At 69.0% G+C, this 17991-nt stretch carries 15 protein-coding genes; 13 read left to right on the forward strand and 2 right to left on the reverse strand.

What is annotated here, in order from left to right:
• The first annotated feature begins 115 nt into the window (after positions 1-115).
• Positions 116-3607: a bifunctional glycosyltransferase/CDP-glycerol:glycerophosphate glycerophosphotransferase gene (locus tag IE195_RS03510; RefSeq protein ID WP_191267886.1), complete on the forward strand. Its 3492-nt coding sequence runs from the start codon at positions 116-118 to the stop codon at positions 3605-3607.
• Between the two features lie 78 nt (positions 3608-3685).
• Positions 3686-4696 carry a UDP-glucose 4-epimerase GalE gene (gene galE / locus IE195_RS03515; RefSeq protein ID WP_191267887.1) on the forward strand — a complete coding sequence of 337 codons (1011 nt, stop codon included), beginning with the start codon at positions 3686-3688 and terminating at the stop codon, positions 4694-4696.
• A 247-nt stretch (positions 4697-4943) separates the two neighbouring features.
• On the opposite strand, the gene IE195_RS03520 is transcribed toward galE, so the two are convergent.
• Entirely contained in the window at positions 4944-7124 is a 2181-nt protein-coding gene (locus tag IE195_RS03520) for a hypothetical protein (RefSeq protein WP_225942585.1), read from the reverse strand.
• A complete protein-coding gene (locus IE195_RS03525) occupies positions 7121-7834 on the reverse strand; it encodes an ABC transporter ATP-binding protein (protein ID WP_191267888.1) in 714 nt (237 codons plus the stop codon). The genes IE195_RS03520 and IE195_RS03525 overlap by 4 nt, the downstream gene beginning before the upstream one ends.
• Before the next feature lie 1165 nt (positions 7835-8999).
• Here IE195_RS03525 and IE195_RS03530 point away from each other — a divergent pair.
• The 11 genes from IE195_RS03530 to IE195_RS03580 are packed head-to-tail and all read left to right on the forward strand — an operon-like array spanning position 9000 to position 17983.
• On the forward strand, positions 9000-9500 hold the full coding sequence (locus IE195_RS03530; protein WP_225942586.1) for a thiamine pyrophosphate-binding protein: 501 nt from the start codon (positions 9000-9002) through the stop codon (positions 9498-9500).
• 2 nt (positions 9501-9502) lie between these two features.
• A complete protein-coding gene (locus tag IE195_RS03535; RefSeq protein ID WP_191267889.1) occupies positions 9503-10081 on the forward strand; it encodes a thiamine pyrophosphate-dependent enzyme in 579 nt (192 codons plus the stop codon).
• Positions 10075-11085, forward strand: coding sequence for a hydroxymethylglutaryl-CoA lyase-like TIM-barrel protein (locus IE195_RS03540; RefSeq protein WP_191267890.1), 1011 nt, complete (start codon positions 10075-10077; stop codon positions 11083-11085). The genes IE195_RS03535 and IE195_RS03540 overlap by 7 nt, the downstream gene beginning before the upstream one ends.
• On the forward strand, positions 11082-11990 hold the full coding sequence (locus tag IE195_RS03545) for an isocitrate lyase/phosphoenolpyruvate mutase family protein (protein ID WP_191267891.1): 909 nt from the start codon (positions 11082-11084) through the stop codon (positions 11988-11990). Before IE195_RS03540 ends, IE195_RS03545 begins: the two co-directional genes overlap by 4 nt.
• Entirely contained in the window at positions 11987-13102 is a 1116-nt protein-coding gene (locus tag IE195_RS03550; protein ID WP_191267892.1) for a phosphoenolpyruvate carboxykinase (ATP), read from the forward strand. Before IE195_RS03545 ends, IE195_RS03550 begins: the two co-directional genes overlap by 4 nt.
• Positions 13099-13527 (forward strand): YjbQ family protein, encoded by a 429-nt coding sequence (locus IE195_RS03555; RefSeq protein ID WP_191267893.1) that lies wholly within the window; start codon positions 13099-13101, stop codon positions 13525-13527. Before IE195_RS03550 ends, IE195_RS03555 begins: the two co-directional genes overlap by 4 nt.
• Positions 13524-14666, forward strand: a complete 1143-nt coding sequence (locus tag IE195_RS03560) for a pyridoxal-phosphate-dependent aminotransferase family protein (RefSeq protein ID WP_191267894.1) — start codon at positions 13524-13526, stop codon at positions 14664-14666. The genes IE195_RS03555 and IE195_RS03560 overlap by 4 nt, the downstream gene beginning before the upstream one ends.
• Positions 14666-14971 (forward strand): glutaredoxin domain-containing protein, encoded by a 306-nt coding sequence (locus IE195_RS03565; protein ID WP_191267895.1) that lies wholly within the window; start codon positions 14666-14668, stop codon positions 14969-14971. The genes IE195_RS03560 and IE195_RS03565 overlap by 1 nt, the downstream gene beginning before the upstream one ends.
• Entirely contained in the window at positions 14968-16200 is a 1233-nt protein-coding gene (locus IE195_RS03570) for an ATP-grasp domain-containing protein (RefSeq protein ID WP_191267896.1), read from the forward strand. Before IE195_RS03565 ends, IE195_RS03570 begins: the two co-directional genes overlap by 4 nt.
• Entirely contained in the window at positions 16182-16829 is a 648-nt protein-coding gene (locus IE195_RS03575; RefSeq protein ID WP_191267897.1) for a metallophosphoesterase family protein, read from the forward strand. The genes IE195_RS03570 and IE195_RS03575 overlap by 19 nt, the downstream gene beginning before the upstream one ends.
• Positions 16826-17983: an ATP-grasp domain-containing protein gene (locus tag IE195_RS03580; protein ID WP_191267898.1), complete on the forward strand. Its 1158-nt coding sequence runs from the start codon at positions 16826-16828 to the stop codon at positions 17981-17983. The genes IE195_RS03575 and IE195_RS03580 overlap by 4 nt, the downstream gene beginning before the upstream one ends.
• Positions 17984-17991: the final 8 nt, after the last annotated feature.

Here is a 17991-nt window from a genome sequence, read left to right on the forward strand (position 1 = left end):
AGACGCATGCCGAACCCCCGACAGTCCGTCCCCCGTTCCCTCGGGAGCAGTAGCACGCACCGTGGTCCCACCGTGTGCCGGACGCGTGCGTTCCACCGAGCATTTGGAGTCACCAGTGGTAGCGCTCAGCGCCATCGTTCCGATCTACAACGTCGAGAGGTACCTCGACGAGTGCCTGCGGTCCCTCCGGGTGCAGACCTGGAAGGATCTGGAGGTAGTCATGGTGGACGACGGCTCTCCGGACGGGAGCACGTCGATCGCGGCCCGGTACGCCGAGGAGGACCCCCGGTTCAGACTCGTCCAACAGGAGAACGGCGGTTTGGGCGCGGCCCGCAACACGGGCCTGCGACACGCCGGGGGCGAGTTCATCACCTTCGTGGACAGTGACGACGTGATCCCGCCCTACGCCTTCGGCCACCACGTGGAGAGCCTGAGGCGCAGCGGGTCGGACTTCTCGTCGGGCAACGTGCACCGCCTCAGCGAGCTGGGCACGCGCCAGTCGCCCATGCACCGCAGGATCTTCCGTACCGCGAGGACCCGCACCCACATCACGCGCGAGGACACGCTCCTGGTGGACCGGCTGGCCACCAACAAGGTCTGGCGGCGCTCCTTCTGGGACAGGCACGGCCTGACCTTCCCCGTGGGCGTCCTGTACGAGGACGAGTCCGTGGTCATCCCCCTGCACTTCCTCGCCGAGGCCGTAGACGTGCTCTCGGACCCCGTCTACCTCTGGCGCGAGCGCCCCAGCGACGACAGGTCCATCACCCAGGACCGGTTACGCCCCCAAGCCCTGGAGGACCGCTTCACCGCTGTCACCGCGGTCAGCGACTTCATCACGAAGAACCTCCCCCCGCTGCAGAAACGGCGCTGGGACGGAGCCGCCCTCGGCAATGACCTGCGTACCTTCCTGGAGGTGCTGGACCACGCTGACGAAGCGTTCACCGAGCGCCTCGTCAGGCTCGGCAACACCTACCTGGACACGGTGGACGAGAGGGTACTGCGCGACCTTCCCGCCATCGAGCGGCTGAAGTGGTACCTGATCCGGAAGGAGAGGACCGACCAGCTCCGGGAGGCCGTCGTCTTCAGCAAGAGCGCGGAGAGGAGGAAGGCCAAGGCCGTTCGGCACGGGCTCCGCTACTACGCGGACTATCCCTTCAAGGACGACCCGAAGCAGGGCGTCCCCCGCTCGGTCTACCGGGTACGGTCCGAGCTCAGGCTCCGCCAGAAGACGGAGGGGCTCGCCTGGGCCGACGGCAAGCTGGTCGTCAGCGGGCGGATCTGCCTGAAGTACCTGCGCCCCAACAAGCGTCTCCAGCAGCAGGTGAGGGCCTGGGCGGTCAACCCCGGAACCGGCGGGAGGGTGCGTCTGAACACGACCACGCACCAGGCCAACGAGTTCCGCCTCTCCCCGAAGACGACCACGTCCCGCACGGACTGGGGCGGCTACCGGATCGTCATCGACCCCTCAGCACTGGTGGACGACGGTGACTGGCACGTGGAACTGTCCGTGGTCAACCGGGGCTTCCGCCGGGTGGAGCGGCTGACGAACCCGGCCGCGGCCGAGGTGCGGATGGTCGGCTCCGAGCAGGTCCGGCCAGGGGTCTGGGCGCGCCCGCACTGGGTGGACGACCACGAACTGCGCCTGACCGTCGAGTGTCCGGTGCTCGTCCTCGACGGGTCCCGGGCCGAGGGGGCCTCCCTGGTCCTCGACGGGCGGATGACAGGGCCCCCGGTGAAGGACCTGGACGCCTGCGTCCGGCGTCTCCCGGGCGGGAGCGAGGTCCCGGTGCGGACGGAGACGGACGGCTCGACCGCGCGCCTGCTCGTAGACCTCGCCGACCTCACGGACGGGCACCAGGACAGGACCGCGATCCCCGGAAGCGACCCCCACGAGGAGTGGTCGGTCCACGTCAGGGACGGCGCGGGGCGTTCCGGATGGGTTCCGTTCGCCGACGGCGGCCCCGAGGACCGCCACCCCCACGCCGGCCTGAACGTGCGGGTGGTCCCGGACTTCGCCGGACGGACCAGACTCAGGGTTGAGCGGCCCCAACCCCTGCTCACCGACGTCGCCTGGGACGGTTACACCCTCAACCTCCGCGGCGACTTCCCCGAGGCCCACTCGAACGGCCTCTCCCTGGTGGTCAAGGCCATCGGCCGGATGGAGGAGCACCTCTTCCCGCTGGAGACCAGCGGTGAACGGTTCACGGCCTCCGTCCAGCCCACCGCGGTCCCCAACTTCGGCACGAGTGTCCCCCTCGGCCCCGGCGACTACCGCTTCCTGCTGCGGATCGACCGCGGGGACGACGAGTGGGACGACCGCAGGATCGGCTTCTCCCGGGAGCTGCGCACGGCCGCGTTCCCCGCTCCGCAGGAGGGCGGCTTCGACCTGGAGGTCAGACCGGACAGCAGGGCATGGCCGGTCCTGCGGTTCGGCTCGGTGCTGCGCCCGGAGGAACAGGGGTCCTACGCGCAGCAGATCCTGCGCGAGCAGACCTACCCGAGGCTGCGCGAGAAGCCGGTGCGGTCCGGCATCGTCTTCGACAGTTACACCGGCAAACAGTTCTCCGACAGCCCGCGGGACATGTACGAGGAACTCAGCCGCCGCGGCGTGGACGCGCCGATGTCGTGGCTGGCGCGCAACCGCCAACTGACCCTGCCCCCGGGGCTGACGGAGATCAGGCACACGAGCCGGGAGTACTTCGAGGCGCTGGCGCGCTCGGAGTACATCGTCTCCAACACCCACCTGCCCATGTGGTTCGAGAAGCAGCCGGGCCAGAAGGTGGTACAGACCTGGCACGGATCGATGCTCAAACGCATCGGCCTGGACATCGAGCACGTCCGGTTCGCCAGCCGCGACTACCACGACCGGCTCAGGCGTGAGACCGGCCAGTGGGACTACCTCGTCTCCCCGAGCCCCTGGGCAACCCCGATCCTGCGCAGGGCCTTCGGGTTCGAGAACGAGATCCTGGAGACCGGCTACCCGCGCAACGACATCTTCCACCGTCCCGGGCGCGAGGCGTTGGCGGAGAGGGTCCGCGAGCGCCTGGGGCTGCCGGAGGGTAAGAAGGTCATCCTGTACGCGCCGACCTGGCGGGACGACAAGTTCTACTCGGCCGGCAAGTACAAGCTGGACCTGCACCTGGACCTCAAGCGGCTGTACGACGCCCTGGGCGACGACCACGTACTGCTGTTCCGCAGGCATCCCAACATCGTCGACCGGGTGCCGAACGCGGGCACGGACTTCGTCTTCGACGTGTCCGCCTACCCCGAGATCCAGGAGCTGTTCCTGGTCACGGACGTCCTCGTCACCGACTACTCGTCGCTGATGTTCGACTTCGCCAACACCGGCCGTCCCATGCTCTTCTTCACCTACGACCTGGAGGAGTACCGGGACAGTCTGCGCGGGTTCTACTTCGACTTCGAGCGGACCGCCCCCGGTCCGCTGCTGCGCACCTCCGACGAGGTCATCGACGCGGTCCGGGACGTCGACCGCGTGCGGAAGGCGCACGAGGACCGGTACGGGGCCTTCGTGGACCAGTTCTGCCCCCTGGACGACGGCAAGGCGGCCTCCCGGGTCGTGGAACAGGTCTTCGGCCCGCTCCTGTGAGGGTGGGGGAGGCAGAGTGGAACGACGGGGCGGGCACCACGGCGGTGCCGCCCCACGGGTGCGGGAAGGACCGGGATCGTGCGGATTCTACTGACCGGAGGGGCCGGGTACATCGGTTCGCACACGGCGGTCGAGCTGTTGGGACGGGGCCATGAGGTGGTCGTGCTCGACAACCTCGTCAACAGCAGCGGGGAGGCCGTCCGCCGGGTCGGGAGGATCACGGGCCGACGGGTCCCGTTCGTCGTGGGGGACTGTACGGACCACCGCGTCGTCGAGGAGGTCTTCGGCGGGTACGCCATCGACGCCGTCGTGCACTTCGCTGGACTCAAGGCCGTCGGGGAGTCGGTGGCCCAGCCCCTGCGGTACTACCGCAACAACCTGGACGCGCTGCTCACCCTCACCGAGGTGATGCACGGGGCCGGGGTCCGCGACCTGGTGTTCAGCTCCTCGGCGACCGTCTACGGCGACCCGGAGAGCGTGCCGATCACCGAGTCCGGCGCGCTGCGGGCGACCAACCCCTACGGCGCGACCAAGCTCTTCGGTGAACGCGTCCTGGAGGACCTGGCGGCCGCCTCCCCGGACTGGCGGATCACCCTGCTGCGCTACTTCAACCCGGTCGGGGCCCATCCCAGCGGGCTGATCGGCGAGGACCCCAACGACATCCCCAACAACCTGTTCCCCTACGTCTCCAAGGTCGCGGCGGGGCGGCTGGCCGAGCTCACGGTGCACGGGGACGACTACGACACCCCGGACGGCACAGGGGTGCGGGACTACCTGCACGTGGTGGACCTCGCCCGGGGACACGTGGCGGCGCTCGACCACCTGGGGGCCCGGGAGGGCCTGAGGGTCTACAACCTGGGCACCGGCAGGGGCACCTCCGTGCTGGAGGCGGTCCGCGCTTTCGAGCGGGCCTGCGGTACCCCTGTCCCCTTCCGGGTGGGTCCGCGCCGGGACGGGGACATCGCCACCTGCTTCGCGGACCCGAGCAGGGCCAACCACGAGCTGAGCTGGCGTGCCGAGCGCGACGTCTCCCAGGCGTGCGAGGACGCCTGGCGCTGGCAGTCGCGCAACCCCGACGGTTACGACTGACCCGGACCTCCGCGGCTCAGGGGCGCACGTTGCCGACGGCTGGTTCCGCGTACGCGGTGCCGGCCGTCCTGTCCCCCTTGGCCTGCGCGAACGCGTGCGGGAGGAGTACTCGCAGAGGGACTCGCGGGGCGCCCGTCGACCTGTCGGCAAGCCGACGGGGCCGCCTGTTTCCGCGCACCGGTCACCGCCCTCCACGGGCGTGGAGACCCGTGTGGTGATCGCGGTCCGCTCCTGCGTGCCCGGTCTCTCAGTACCTGCCGGGGCGCCATGTCGCGGCCGCCCGGGCCGAGGCCGTCCCCGCTACCAGTCCGGCGGCGAGCGCCAGGACGACCGCGCCCAGGGTGATGGCGGCCAGGGTGTCGGGCGGGGCGACCGGGACCTGGCGGTTCTGCTGGATGACCGTGCCCAGCGGCAGGCTCAGCGCCGCCGACAGGACCGCCGCGAGCGCCATGGGAGCGGTGATGAATCCCAAGGCGATGCCGAGGTGCCAGCGGCGCCGACCGGTGAGCACGCTCAACGGGGCCGTGGAGCGCACCGCCTCCGCGATGTGACCGCCCGCGCTGATCAGACTGGCAACGGCCAACAGAGCCAGCCCGTAACCGCCCAGGAGCGCACCCCACTGGGACAGGCGCGCGTTGGCCGGGGTCATCTCCGGTGAGACCAGCCGGTCGACCTGGGCGGTGGGCCCCAGGACGGGCTGGAGGGTGTCGCGGACCTCGGCGAGGGTGAGGGGGTCCTCCATCGGGGAGAGCACCGCCAGTTGCTCCACGCTTCCCTCGGCGGGCGGGGCCGGGGATGCCTGGAACCGCACGTCGCTGTTGATCTGCCAGTTGACGAGTGTGGTGAAGCGGATGTCGCCGGTTCCCGACTCCACCGGGGCGGGCTGTTCGGGGCAGTCCAACCGCAGGGAGCGCAGGGTCGGGCAGGGGGCCCGCAGCACGGTGGGCCCTTCTCCCTCGTCGGCGGTGTCGACGGCCATGAGGTGTGCCCGCTCGGGCAGGGCCCGGGCCGCCTCGGTGACGCGCCGGGCGGTCAGGTCGTGCGCCGATACCCGCAGGGCGCTGTCGGCGAGGCGTTCGTCGGCCTGACGGGCCTGCACCGAGGTCAGGGTCTCCGAGGCGAGGAAGTAGTGCATGTTGACCAGGGTGACCACGCCGATGACCACCGGGGCGACCAGGCGGGCCAGGACCCCGGGGCGGTGCTGGCACCAGCGCCCGGCCACGATCCAGGAGGGGCGGCCGGTGCGCAGGCCCCGGTGGGCCACCGCGGCGCCGACCCGGGCCAGCAGGGCCGCCAGCGCCGAGGGCGCGAAGGCCAGGGCCCCGATGAGCCCGACGGCGTAGACGGGTATCGTCCAGGGGCTGCCCGCCGGGATGAGGGCGGAGGCCGAAGCAACGGTGGCGAACAGGGCGAACAGGGCGATCTTCCAGGTCGCGATGCGGTCGGTGGCCGGGCGCGGCCGGGTGGTGCCGCGTTGGGCCCGGCGGGCGTGCAGGGCGGCGTAGCCCAACGCGGCCGAGGCAGCCGCGACGGCCACGGCGACCGACAGGACCCACCACATCCGCCGGACGTCGGCGGTGCGCACGGTGTAGTCGATGCCGGGCACCGTCACGTCGGCCGCCAGCACGGGGACGACCGCCAGGGTGCCGAGGGCGGTTCCGGTCAGGATCGCCGGCAGGCAGGAGGAGAGGCCGACGAGGAACTGGTGGCGGGTGCGTGCGCCCAGCGCGGTCAGCAGGGCGGCGCGGCGGTCGCGGCCTGCCGCGGCGAACCGCGCGGCCACGACGAACAGCCCGGCCGCGGGCAGGACCACGAACGCCAGGTAGACGCCGATCATGAGGTCCTGGGCCGCGGGGGTGAGCGTCATCTTCTCACCGAAGAGGTAGTAGCCCTGCGGGCCGAACCCGGTGATCGAATGCATCCAGCCGTCGGGGACCGCTGCGTCCTCGGCCAGGCCCACATAGGCCAGGCGCTCGGTGGGGGAAAGCAGCCCCTGGGGACCGATGGTCCCGGCGTGCTCCCCGTAACGGTCCCGGACACCGGGGCCGGCGTCCGCCAGCGCGGGAGACAGGTAGACCTGTCCCGGACCGGGCCAGGAGTCCAGACCCGGCGGAGGGGCTGCGGCGGGATCGACGGGGTCGAGGTAGACCACCGAGTGCTGCCACCGCCCGACGCTGTCGGAGTTCTCACCCCACCAGGCCGTGGCCTGCTCGGGCGAGGCGGTGAGGACGGGCTGGCGCATGGCGTCGCGCAGGTCGCGTCCGTCGAAGGTCGCCGCGATCACGGCCAGGCCCAGCAGCACCGCCGTGAGCGCGGCCGTGGCGGTGGCGAGCACGGCCTGGCGGGTGCGCTGGGACACCCCGCCGGTGCGGGCCCGCCCCAGTCTCAGCAGCTGTCCGGTCAGGCTCGGGGCGCTGTCGCGGCTCATCGCCCCACCTCGCTCAGGCGCCCTCCCCGCAGGTGGAACAGGTGGTCGCTGCGCTCGGACAGGTCCCGGTCGTGGGTGACCACCACCAGAGCGCAGCCGCGCTGGGCGGGCAGGGCGAACAGCAGGTCGGCGACCTTGTCGCGGTTGTCGGGGTCCAGCGCACCGGTCGGCTCGTCCGCCAACAGCAGCGAGGGCTCGGTGATCAGGGCCCGGGCCACGGCGGTGCGCTGGTGCTCACCACCGGAGAGTTCGCCGGTGGACTCGGCCGCGGTGGTGACGTCCAGGTCGGCGAGCAGGGCGCGGGCCCGCTGCACGGCCTCCTCGGCGCCGAGCCCGGCGAGCAGCCCGGCCAGGGCGACGTTGTCCACGGGGGTGAGCTCGGGCAGCAGCTCACCGTCCTGGAACACCATGCCGATGTCACGGCTGCGCACCGCGGCCATTTCCCTGCGGCGCATCCGGGTGATCTCGCGTCCGGCGACGCGGATGCTGCCCGAGTCGGGCGCCGCCAGGCCCATGACGCAGGCCAGCAGGGTGCTCTTGCCGCTGCCGCTGGAACCGGTGACCACGGTCGAGGTGCCGCGGCGGGCACTCAGTTCCGCCTCGTCCAGCAGCAGGCGGCCTGCGACCGTGTAGCTGACTCCGCTGAGTCGGAGCGGTACCTCCTCCGCAGAGGTGCGGCGCGGGGTCGGTGCGTCGGTGCCGTGCGGCATGTGTTCTTCTCCGGGCAGGTCTTCTCGCCATGAAACAAAGCATCTGATCAGGCTGCGACGGACCCTGGCACAGGGACCGGAGAGAAACAAAACGAGTACGCCCCGGCAGGCGCACGGAAGCTTCGTTGACGCACTTGGAGGGGGTGGGGCTGGATCCGGCCACCGAGCCGGTGATGGCACCGGAGGACCCGCGGTGGCCTCCGTCCAGGAATGGGCCGAACGCTACGCGGGCAAACGGCGCTCGCACATCCCCACCACAGCTGATCCGTTTCCTCGACAGGATCGCCCTCCGCCTCGATGAAACATCCCAGGTGGACATGGCCCTCGGGGAAGGCGCCAGAGAACGCGGTGCTGAGTCGCACTTGATCGACCCCCGCCCGGTCCGGGTCCGCCTACGTATGACTGGAGACCTCGCCCCCCTTTTCGGGTGCGGACCGCGTACGTGTTCATGTCCCCGTCCTGTCACTACCGCCGACCAGTCTGAATAAATGCAATTTGCATGCACCCGATCACACTTTGTGATTCCCTTGCGGCCTCGAGTCGGGCGGCAGCGGGCGCCCGACACTCCTACATGCCGTGGACGATGCTCTGAGTCGGTCGGACGTGCATATTCCATGGCACGCTTCTGTCCTCACATCAGCAACACCCACCTCAAATGTCACTGCCGCCGTGCTGGCGTGGCCTGCATGTGGCCAGGGTCCCGTTGCGACCATAAGCTCACGTGATCCTTTCGGTGGGCCGGATCGGGCGTGAGTCAGCCCGCCCTTCCACGGTCGCGACTGCGGTGTCCGCATCATGCCATGCATTAACAGGACACTATGGGAGCCTTGCCCATTCCGCTCTCCTGGTGAAAACATCAATCCCGGATGGGCCCAGTGCCGTGCCCTTGGAAAATATTCACAAAAATGGGTGGTTGGACTTGAGGCGTGGGCTGAACACTTTTCTTATTGCTGCTGTTCTGGCGATTTTTGCATCCAGTCAGCATGTAGATTCCAATTCTTCGGACCTCCCGCACGGGGGCGAGGCCGAAGGCGCTTTCCCCCTGGAGACTCCGAGGCAGATCAGCATCTTTCCCGACGACACGGGATGGAACTAGGAGCTGTGCTTTGTTTGGTGATTCTGAATTATGGTCATGAATTTAACCGCGGACTTACCGGGGGGGCAGTTGCTGGATTCTAAGAATGTCGCGCAAGAGGTTGTCGAGGGGTTCTTCGAGGCTGGATTCAGGAGTTTTACGGGGGTTCCGTGCTCGCTTCTCAAGGGCCTGTTCCGAATCCTGGAGGACGCGTCAACGCCCGCCCGCTATGTCCCAGCACCACGTGAGGACTCCGCACTCGGCGTGGCTTCCGGGCTGGCCGTGGCCGGGGAACGTCCGGTCGTCATGATGCAGAACTCCGGTCTCGGCTACTCCCTCAACGTCCTCACCTCCTTCAACCTCATATACGACGTTCACATGCCGCTTATCGTCAGCTGGCGGGGCCATGGTGGGAACGATGCCGTCGAGCACGATGTGATCGGACGAGAACTGACCAATCTCCTGGATGTCTTCGGCCTGGCCTGGACCGTTCTCGACCCGGAGAATCCCCGGGCATCGGTCGAGGCGTGTCTGAAGGACCACGACGATGGACGCAGGACCTCGGTGCTCATCGTCCGTGAGGGGGTCTGAGCGTGCTCGACATACGCGAAGCCATCCACGTCCTCCTGTCGGGCGCGCCATCCGCCGTCTGCGTGACGACGTGCGGGTTCATCACCCGTGATGCGTATGGGGCTGCCGACCGGGACGGCAACTTCTACCTGGTCGGCTCCATGGGTATGGCCGCTCCGGTGGGCCTGGGTATCGCACTGGCCCGACCCGAGCGTCAGGTGATCGTCCTCGACGGGGACGGCTCCTTCGCCATGAACCCGGGCTGCCTACCGATGATCGCGGGGCAGCGGCCAAACCTCGTACACGTCGTTCTCGACAACGCCGCGCACGAGAGCACCGGCGGCCAGCGCACCTCACCCCTCGGTGACCCCGTCGCCCTCGCCCTCGCCTCCGGCTACACCGCCGCGCACGCGGTCTCGACGCTGGAGGAACTCCGCGGCATCGACCTGACCGGTTCCCCCGCCCTTCTGCACGTGCGCTGTGAGCCGCGCTCGAGGAGACCCGGGCGACGGGTCGAACTCACGCCGCAGCAGCTCGTGGCCCGGTTCCGCCGTGGCCTCGCCGCCCGCCCTCTCCAGGGAGAGGAAGCCGTTCGATGCTGAAACCCACTCTGCTGGACTGCACACTCCGCGATGGCGGCAACCAGAACGACTGGCGCTTCACCGCGGCTGACGTCCAGACCATTGTGAGCACACTCGACTCCGCAGAAGTCGACGTCATCGAGGTCGGATACCGGGGAGGTTCGGGAAGTCGTCACAGCCCCACAGCGGGAGCCTCCGCGCACTGTTCCCCCGAGTACCTGGCGGCATTGCCGGTCACCAAGCACGCGGAGCTGGCCGTCATGGTCGTACCGTCCGTGTGCCCTGTCCTGGCCATGGAGGACCTGCCTGACAGCCCCGTCAGCATGGTGCGCCTCGCCGCCTACCCGTGGAACATGGGTCAGATCCCCGCTTACATGAACGCCGTACGCTCCATGGGACTGCGGGTCAGCGTGAATCTGATGGCGGTCAGCTACGTCGACGTGCCGCGGCTACGTGAGATCGCCAGGGAACTGGCCTCCACGCCGCCCGACGTCATGTACGTCGCGGACTCCTTCGGCGCCCTGAACCCCGACAGCCTCCGGGAGCGGGTGGACGTGCTGCTGCACGAGCTCGACATTCCGGTCGGCGTGCACACACACAACAACCTCGGCCTCGCGGCCGCCAACGCGCTCGCGGCGCTCGACACAGGAGCCACCTGGCTCGACGCCTCACTGTGCGCCATGGCTCGGGGTGCGGGCAACCTCGCGACGGAGCAGGCCGCCGCCATCCTCTCCTCCTGGCCCAGGTACGCGACCGACGTCCTGCCGGAGCAGGTGTGCGAGGCCTCGGAATACGTGGCCGAGCGGGTACTGCCGAGGCCGATGGCCGTCCGTCGCGTGGAGATCGCCGCCGGTCTCAACGATCACCACTTCTACTACCAGGACCGCGTCGATCGGATCAGCGCCGCCCATGGCCTGGACCCGTGGAGGGTGGGCCGCGCCCTCGGAGCCATCCGGCCGCGCAAGGTGACGGACGAGGTTGTGGAGCGCGTGTGCCAGAACATGAGCGAAGAGAGTCCCGCATGAGCCAGAAGAACACAGCCTCCCCCGCGCGGCGTCTGCTCGACGCGCTCCGGGGACCCCAGCTGACCCGGGCGATGGGCGCCCACAACCCTTTGAGCGCCCGTTTGGCGGAGGAAGCCGGATTCGACGTGATCTGGTCGAGCGGCCTGGAGATCTCCGCTGCCGCGGGCCTGCCCGACGCCAACATCCTCAGCATGCCGGACTGCCTGCGGGCGGCCACGGACATGGCCGCGGCCCTGTCGGTTCCCGTACTCGCGGACTGTGACTCGGGGTTCGGCAACGTCAACAACGTCCTGCACATGATCCGTTCGTACGAGGCCCGGGGCGTCGCCGGTGTCTGCATCGAGGACAAGCAGTTCCCCAAACTCAACAGCTTCGTCGAAGGCGATCAGGAACTGGCGCCCATCGACGACTTCGCCGGAAAGATCCGCGCGGCCACCGAATGCCGTGAGGAACTCGTCGTCATCGCCAGACTGGAGGCCCTGATCTCCGGCCAAGGCATGGACGAGGCACTGAGGCGTGCCGAGATCTATGAAAGGGCGGGCGCGGACGCATTGCTGATCCACTCCAAGCTCTCCGAGCCGGACGAGGTGTTCGCCTTCCGGGAGGCCTACGACGGCGATCTGCCAGTGGTCGTCGTGCCGACCACCTACCACAGGGTGACGGTGGCGGAACTTCGTCAGCGCGGCTTCGCCATGGCGATCTACGCCAACCACTCCTTGCGCAGCTCCATCCACGCGATGCGCGGGACTCTGCGTCGTATCCTCCAGGACGGGACGACCCTCCACGTGGAGCCCGACATAGCTCCGCTCAAGGAAGTCTTCGACCTCCAGGGCGTGCACCAGATGCTGGACAGGCAGAGCCACTACGAGGCCGCTGGCCGTGAACTCGCGGAGGTGGAGCGGTGACGGTACCGACACTGGCCGGAACGCTGCGCCTCTCGTTTCTCGACACCGCGCTGGACATACGCTCCGAACCAGGCGCTCATGTGGAGGAGGCACTGCGCTTCCTGGAGACGCACCTCCTGGTGGAACCCTTGTCCGAGGAGACCGACGCCCCGCCTCCGTTGGCCACCCTGTACGTGGCAGCCAAGCCATCCGCGCGGCACTCGCCGTCGGATGAGGCCGCGTGGGAGCCGATCCACGTGCGCAAGAGCGCAAGCGACTTCTTCACCATCCCCGCCCGGCGGACCAGCGAGGCAGGCCGGGAGTACGTCCACTGCACCAGGACCGGAACCCTCTTCGCCTTCGACCGCCAGGCCGGGAGGATCGACGTGGCAATGGGTCCTTCAGGGGCGCTGGACCTCATCGAACTACTTCGTGACCTGTTCCTGAAGGACCAGGAGAACCGGGGCGCCGCCGTACTGCACGCCACCTGCGCCCATCGGGACGGGGGCGCCGTCCTCGTCACCGGGGCCAAGGGCGCGGGCAAGAGCACGATCCTGCTGGAGCTGGTGGAGCGGTTCGGCCATCAGGTGATGAGCGGGGACAAGACCGTGCTGCGCCTCGAGGCGGACGGGACGGTACTGGCCGCGGGCTGGCCCGACTACCCGCACCTGGGCTACGGCACCATCGCCAAGTACCCGGGGCTGCGTGAGATCGCCGGTATCGGCGATAACTACACGCCTCCTGCTGATCACGCCTTCTCTCCCACCGGCAAGTTCGCGGTCGATCCCCGGCGTTTCCGGGAGCGCTTCCCCAACGCACCTCGGGGCCTCCGAGTCCCGATCGCCGCCGTCGTGCATCCCGCGATCGGCCCTGCCGGGTCCACTGTGTTGGAGCCCTACCAGGACGGCGACGACGCTCACGCGGCCGTACTCGCGGACAACGTCGAATCCGCCTTCGACGGCGCCAACTCGGGGTGGCACCGGTTCATCGACGACGGACGCGCCGCACACGCGCGAACACGCGAGCGAATCGTGCGGGAGCTGGCGGGGCACCCTGCCTGGACCCTGCGGGGTCCGGGGGACCTCACCCCCGAGGGGACACCCGCACTGATCGTGAGGGGAGCGGGCGGATGATCGAGCTGGAGGTCCCCAGCACGGGACTGAACTCACACTACGATCTCACCGACACGATCGCTGAGCGGCTACGGGAGCGGGGAACAGGAGACGGGCTCGTGGGCGTGTTCGCACGCGGGAGCACCGTGGGCCTGACCGTCATGCGCTACGAACCCGGAACCGCCCAGGACCTGCTCCACGCACTCGAACGCCTCGCCCCGCATGACGAGGTCCGTTACCTGCACGAATTGACCACCGGTGACGCCAACGGATTCTCCCACCTGAAGTCGTCACTCCTGGGAACGAGCGTACTGGTCCCCTTCCGTGAGAACGCGCTGGACATGTCACCCTCACACCGCGTGGTGCTCTTCGACTTCGACCTCAAGGCGGCCCCCCGCAAGGTGCTGATCGACGCTCCTCACGCGAGGAAGGGAGAATCCCGATGAGACAACGCCTGGCGACCCCCGGTCCCACCGAAGTCCCGCAGAGGTTGTTGCTGGCCGGTGCGCGAGAGATCGTCCATCATCGCTCGACACAGATGGAGGAACTCCTCCACGAGGTCAATAGCGGACTGCCTCCCCTGTTCGGTACCACCCGTCCCGTGTACACCATTGCTTCATCCGGAACCGGCGCCATGGAGGCGGCCGTCGCTAACTGTTTCTCACCCGGCGACGAGGTCCTGGTGGTCTCCAACGGGTACTTCGGTGAACGGTTCCGGGACATCGCCCTTGCCTATGGCCTCGTCCCGCACGTCGTCGAAAGCGAGTGGGGCACGAGCGCGGACCCGGAACGGGTCGCCGCCTCCTACGCCCGACACCCCGAGGTCAAGGGTGTCCTGGTCGTCCACAGCGAGACCTCCACAGGAGTGCTCAACGACGTCGAGGCCATCGGGCGCCTGTTCCGTGACACGGACGTGGTCGTGGTCGTGGACGCGATCAGTGGGTTGCTGGTGCACACGATGGAGGCCGACGCGTGGGGACTCGACGTCGTGCTAGCGGCTTCGCACAAGGGCTTCATGCTTCCCCCCGGTCTGGCGTTCGTCTCGGTGTCGGACCGCGCCTGGGCGGCGGTGGAACGCGCGTCAGGGCCGCACTATTACTGGTCCTTCCAGAGGCTCCGGCGCTTCTATCCGATGTCGTCGTCGTCCCCGGCGGTCTCCCTCGTCCAAGGCCTCAGCGAGTCCTTGAGGCTCCTCACGGAGGAGGGAATGCCCGCCTTCCGCGAGCGCCACGCCCTGCTCGGTCAGGCGACCGAACACGCCCTGACCGCGCTGGGGTTCGTGCCCTTCGTGCGGGAGCCGCACCGGCGCGGCAATGTCGTCACCTCCGCCCTCGCTCCTGAGGGGATCGACACCTCCCGGTTGTTGAAGACCCTCTCCAACCGCCACGGCGTGACCATGACCGGTGGCCAGGCCCACCTGAAGGGCAAGCTCATCAGAGTCGGCCACGTGGGGGCAACCGACCCGTTGGACCTGTGCGCGATCATCGCCGCCGTCGAGATGTCCCTGCTCGAGCTCGGCCACCGGTTCTCTCCCGGTTCCGGAGTGGGCGAGGTCATCCGTACCCACCAGGAGGCGAACGCCTGATGCTTGTCCTGTTCCAGCGTGAGACCTGCCCCGACTGCCGACCGGTCCGGGAGCTGCTCACCCGCCTCCAGGTCTCCTACGTCAATGTCAACGTGCCCAAGCCTCGCGATGAGCGGCACGAGCTCATCCGTGTGACCGAGAGCAAGTACATTCCCGCCCTGGTCGACGGGGCTACGGTACTGCCCGGCAGACTCAGGGAGAACGCCGAGATCATCGCCTACCTTCAGGAACGGTTCGCCGAGCCGGGCGGGCCCCCGCCCGAGGACCCGATGGCGCCCGGGAAGCATTCGGAGGGTACGGAGTGACTCCCGGTCACCGCCCCGTGGTCGCGGTGGTCAGCGGGACCGCTTCCCTTGTCCGCGCGGCCCACGACCTCGGCGTGGACGTCGTTCTCGTTCACGCCGGGGCCGCGCCCGCACCACAGGTCCTCGAGAGGGTCGAGAGCGCCGTGGCCGTCGCCGAACTCAGTGACCACGAGGCGCTCCACGCCGCCCTGGAGCCGTTCCACCGCGTGAGGCGGTTCGCACGTGTGCTGTCCCTGACCGAGAACGGCCTCCTTCCCGCGGCCGTCGTCGGTGACCGGCTCGGAGTCCCCGGGAATCCGAGCCGTGCGGTGAGGCTGCTCAAGGACAAACGGAGAATGCGCGACCTGCTCAACGCTCGAGGGCTCAGTCCGGTTCGTGCCCGACCGGTATCCTCCTCCGCCGACCTGGCCGCCTTCCTCGGCGAGGTCGACGGACCCGTGGTCCTCAAACCGGCCACCGGTGCCGGAAGCCACGCGGTACTTCGTGTGGACCTGCCGGGGGAGGCCGAGGACGCCTGGCGGCGGTTCACCGACGAGGGCGGTGGCGACCCTGTCGCCGAGGAGTACCTGGCCGGGCCCGAGATCAGTGTCGAGTGCTTCTCCCACGAGGGCCGGCACGTGGCCGTGACGACCACGGACAAGCACCTTCTGGGAAACCTGGTCGAGGCCGGGCACACGGTTCCCAGTTCCTTGGCGGCGGAGGAGGTGGACCGTGCCGTGAACCTGGTGCGGGATTTCCTGGACCTGGTCGGGCTGCGTGAGGGGCCTTCCCACACCGAACTCCGTATCACTGTCGCCGGCCCCAGAATCATCGAGTCCCACAACCGGATCGGCGGCGACAAGATCCGTGAGCTCGTCCGCCGGGCCCACGGCGTGGACCTCGTCCGGTTGACCGTGGGCGCCGCGCTCGGCCTTCTTCCCCCGCTCACCGAGCCTCCCCCCGCACACGGTGGTGCGGCCGTCCGCTTCCTCACCCCGGCACCGGGCCTGGTGCGCTCGGTCGAGCTGCCCCGGTTCGAGGACAGCCGGACGACCGTGTCCGTGGACGTCGGTCCCGGAGACCGTGTGAAGTCCGTCCGCCGCTCAGAGGACCGTTCCGGGTACGTGCTGGCGGAGGGTGCCGACGCGGCCGAGGCGGCCCGGGTCTGCGAGCGGGCCGCGGCCCTGGTTCGCATAGGGACGGTTCCGGACAGGGCTGAGGAGGCCGAGCCGTGCGCTATGCCATCGTGACCGACATCCACGGTGACGTCACGGCGCTGCGCGCCGTGGTCCACCAGGTCGAACGTCAGGGGGTCGACGGGCTCCTGTGCCTGGGTGACGTGTTCGAGTGCCTGGTGAGCAAACGGGACGTCACGTCCCACGTGTTCGGCGGTGTCTCCGAGGTCTTCGACCCGGACCCGGAGGTGGCGGCCCTGCTGGAGGGAGCCGCCCACGTGCGAGGCAACCAGGAGGAGCGGATCGCCTCGCTCATCCCCGGGGGCGCGTTGCCGGACTGGGCCCGGCCACTCATACACGCACCGCTCGAACGCCGTACTTCCTCGGCCTCGTTCTGCCACGGCCACACGCTGTCCTGGCACCAACCGGAGCCGGGCCTGTGGTCTCCGGTGGCCGAGTCCGCTCTGCGAACGCTGCTCGTCCACGGGCACCACCACCGAAGCGTGGTGCACCGCTTGCACGCCGACCCCGACGGTGTCCGTTCCGAACGCGTCCCCTTCCGTTTCGGGGTGGAAACGCACCTATCTCCCGATGTTCGGCACATCGTCAACGTCGGTTCCGTCCGCGGACCCGCTCCCGCCTGGGCGGTGATGGACGAGGAGGCATTGTCCCTCACCCACCACCGTGTCGGAGGAACCCCATGACCCGCCACGTACTCCTGCTCAACTCCGACAAACCCGAGGTCCTGCGTGCCCTGACGCGCCGCTCCGACGTGCGGGTCCGGGTCCTGACCCGGGAACGTTACGTCTCCTTCCACGAGGGGCTCGAAACGGCCGTCGTCGAGAACTTCGAGGATCTGACCCAGGTCGGGACCGCCGCGTACGAGCTGGCGGCCTCCGGTCCGGTCGACCACGTCGTCGCTGCCACGGAGAAGAGCATCGTCGCGGCCTCCCTGATTCGCTCCCTGCTCGGTGTGCCCGGGCTGTCGTTCGACCAGGCGCTGTGGACGTCACACAAACGGGCGATGAAGGACCGGCTGCGAACGGCCGGGCTACCCACAGCTGACTTCAGCCAGGTCGCAACCGTGGCGGACATCCCGTCCGCGGCCGAGCGCATCGGTTGGCCCGTGGTGGTCAAACCCGTCTTCGGCTCCGGTTCGCGTTCCACCCACCGGTTGTCCTCTTCTCGGAACTTCGCCGTGAAGCTGCGGTCCGGTGCTCTCGACGATCTGGCCGCACGTGGCGTGCCCGTCCTGGTCGAGGAACAGCTCCGGGTGCTTGACGAGTACCACTGCGATGGGCTCGTCCACGGGGGAGAGATCGTCTCCGCCGCGGTGTCCCGGTACTTCGACCCGCCCTTGGATGCGCCCGGAAACCTGCAGGGAAGCCACCTGGTCGCTTCTGGGAGCACTGCCTCCCAACGCATCCTGGAGCTGCACCGGAAGGTGGTACGTGCCCTGCGCCTACGCGACGGCATCACCCATCTGGAGGTGTTCGCAACGCCGGACGGGCACGTGATCGGTGAGGTGACCACCCGACCCGCGGGTCTCGGAGTCCCCCGCATGTGGGAGCACGCCTTCGGACTCAACCTTTGGGAGGGCTTCCTCGGGGCGGTACTCGGGGAGGGAGGGGGCATCTTCAATCGGCCCCACCCGGGGCGGCTCCTCGCCTGGACCCACCTCCCCGACCGGTTCGGGCTGGCCGAAGAAGTCACGGAAACGCCAGGCGTGTTCGAGGTGCTCTCACCCGCGGAGAACGGGTCTCCGAACATTGAGGTGCATTTCACCGCATCGGACGCGAGTATCGCCGATGAGGTCAACACCGCGCTCCACTCCCTCGCCGACGCGAAGGCGCCGTAGGCGTCGCG

Origin of the sequence: Nocardiopsis terrae, from assembly GCF_014651695.1 — a bacterium.
Taxonomy (GTDB): Bacteria; Actinomycetota; Actinomycetes; order Streptosporangiales; family Streptosporangiaceae; genus Nocardiopsis; species Nocardiopsis terrae.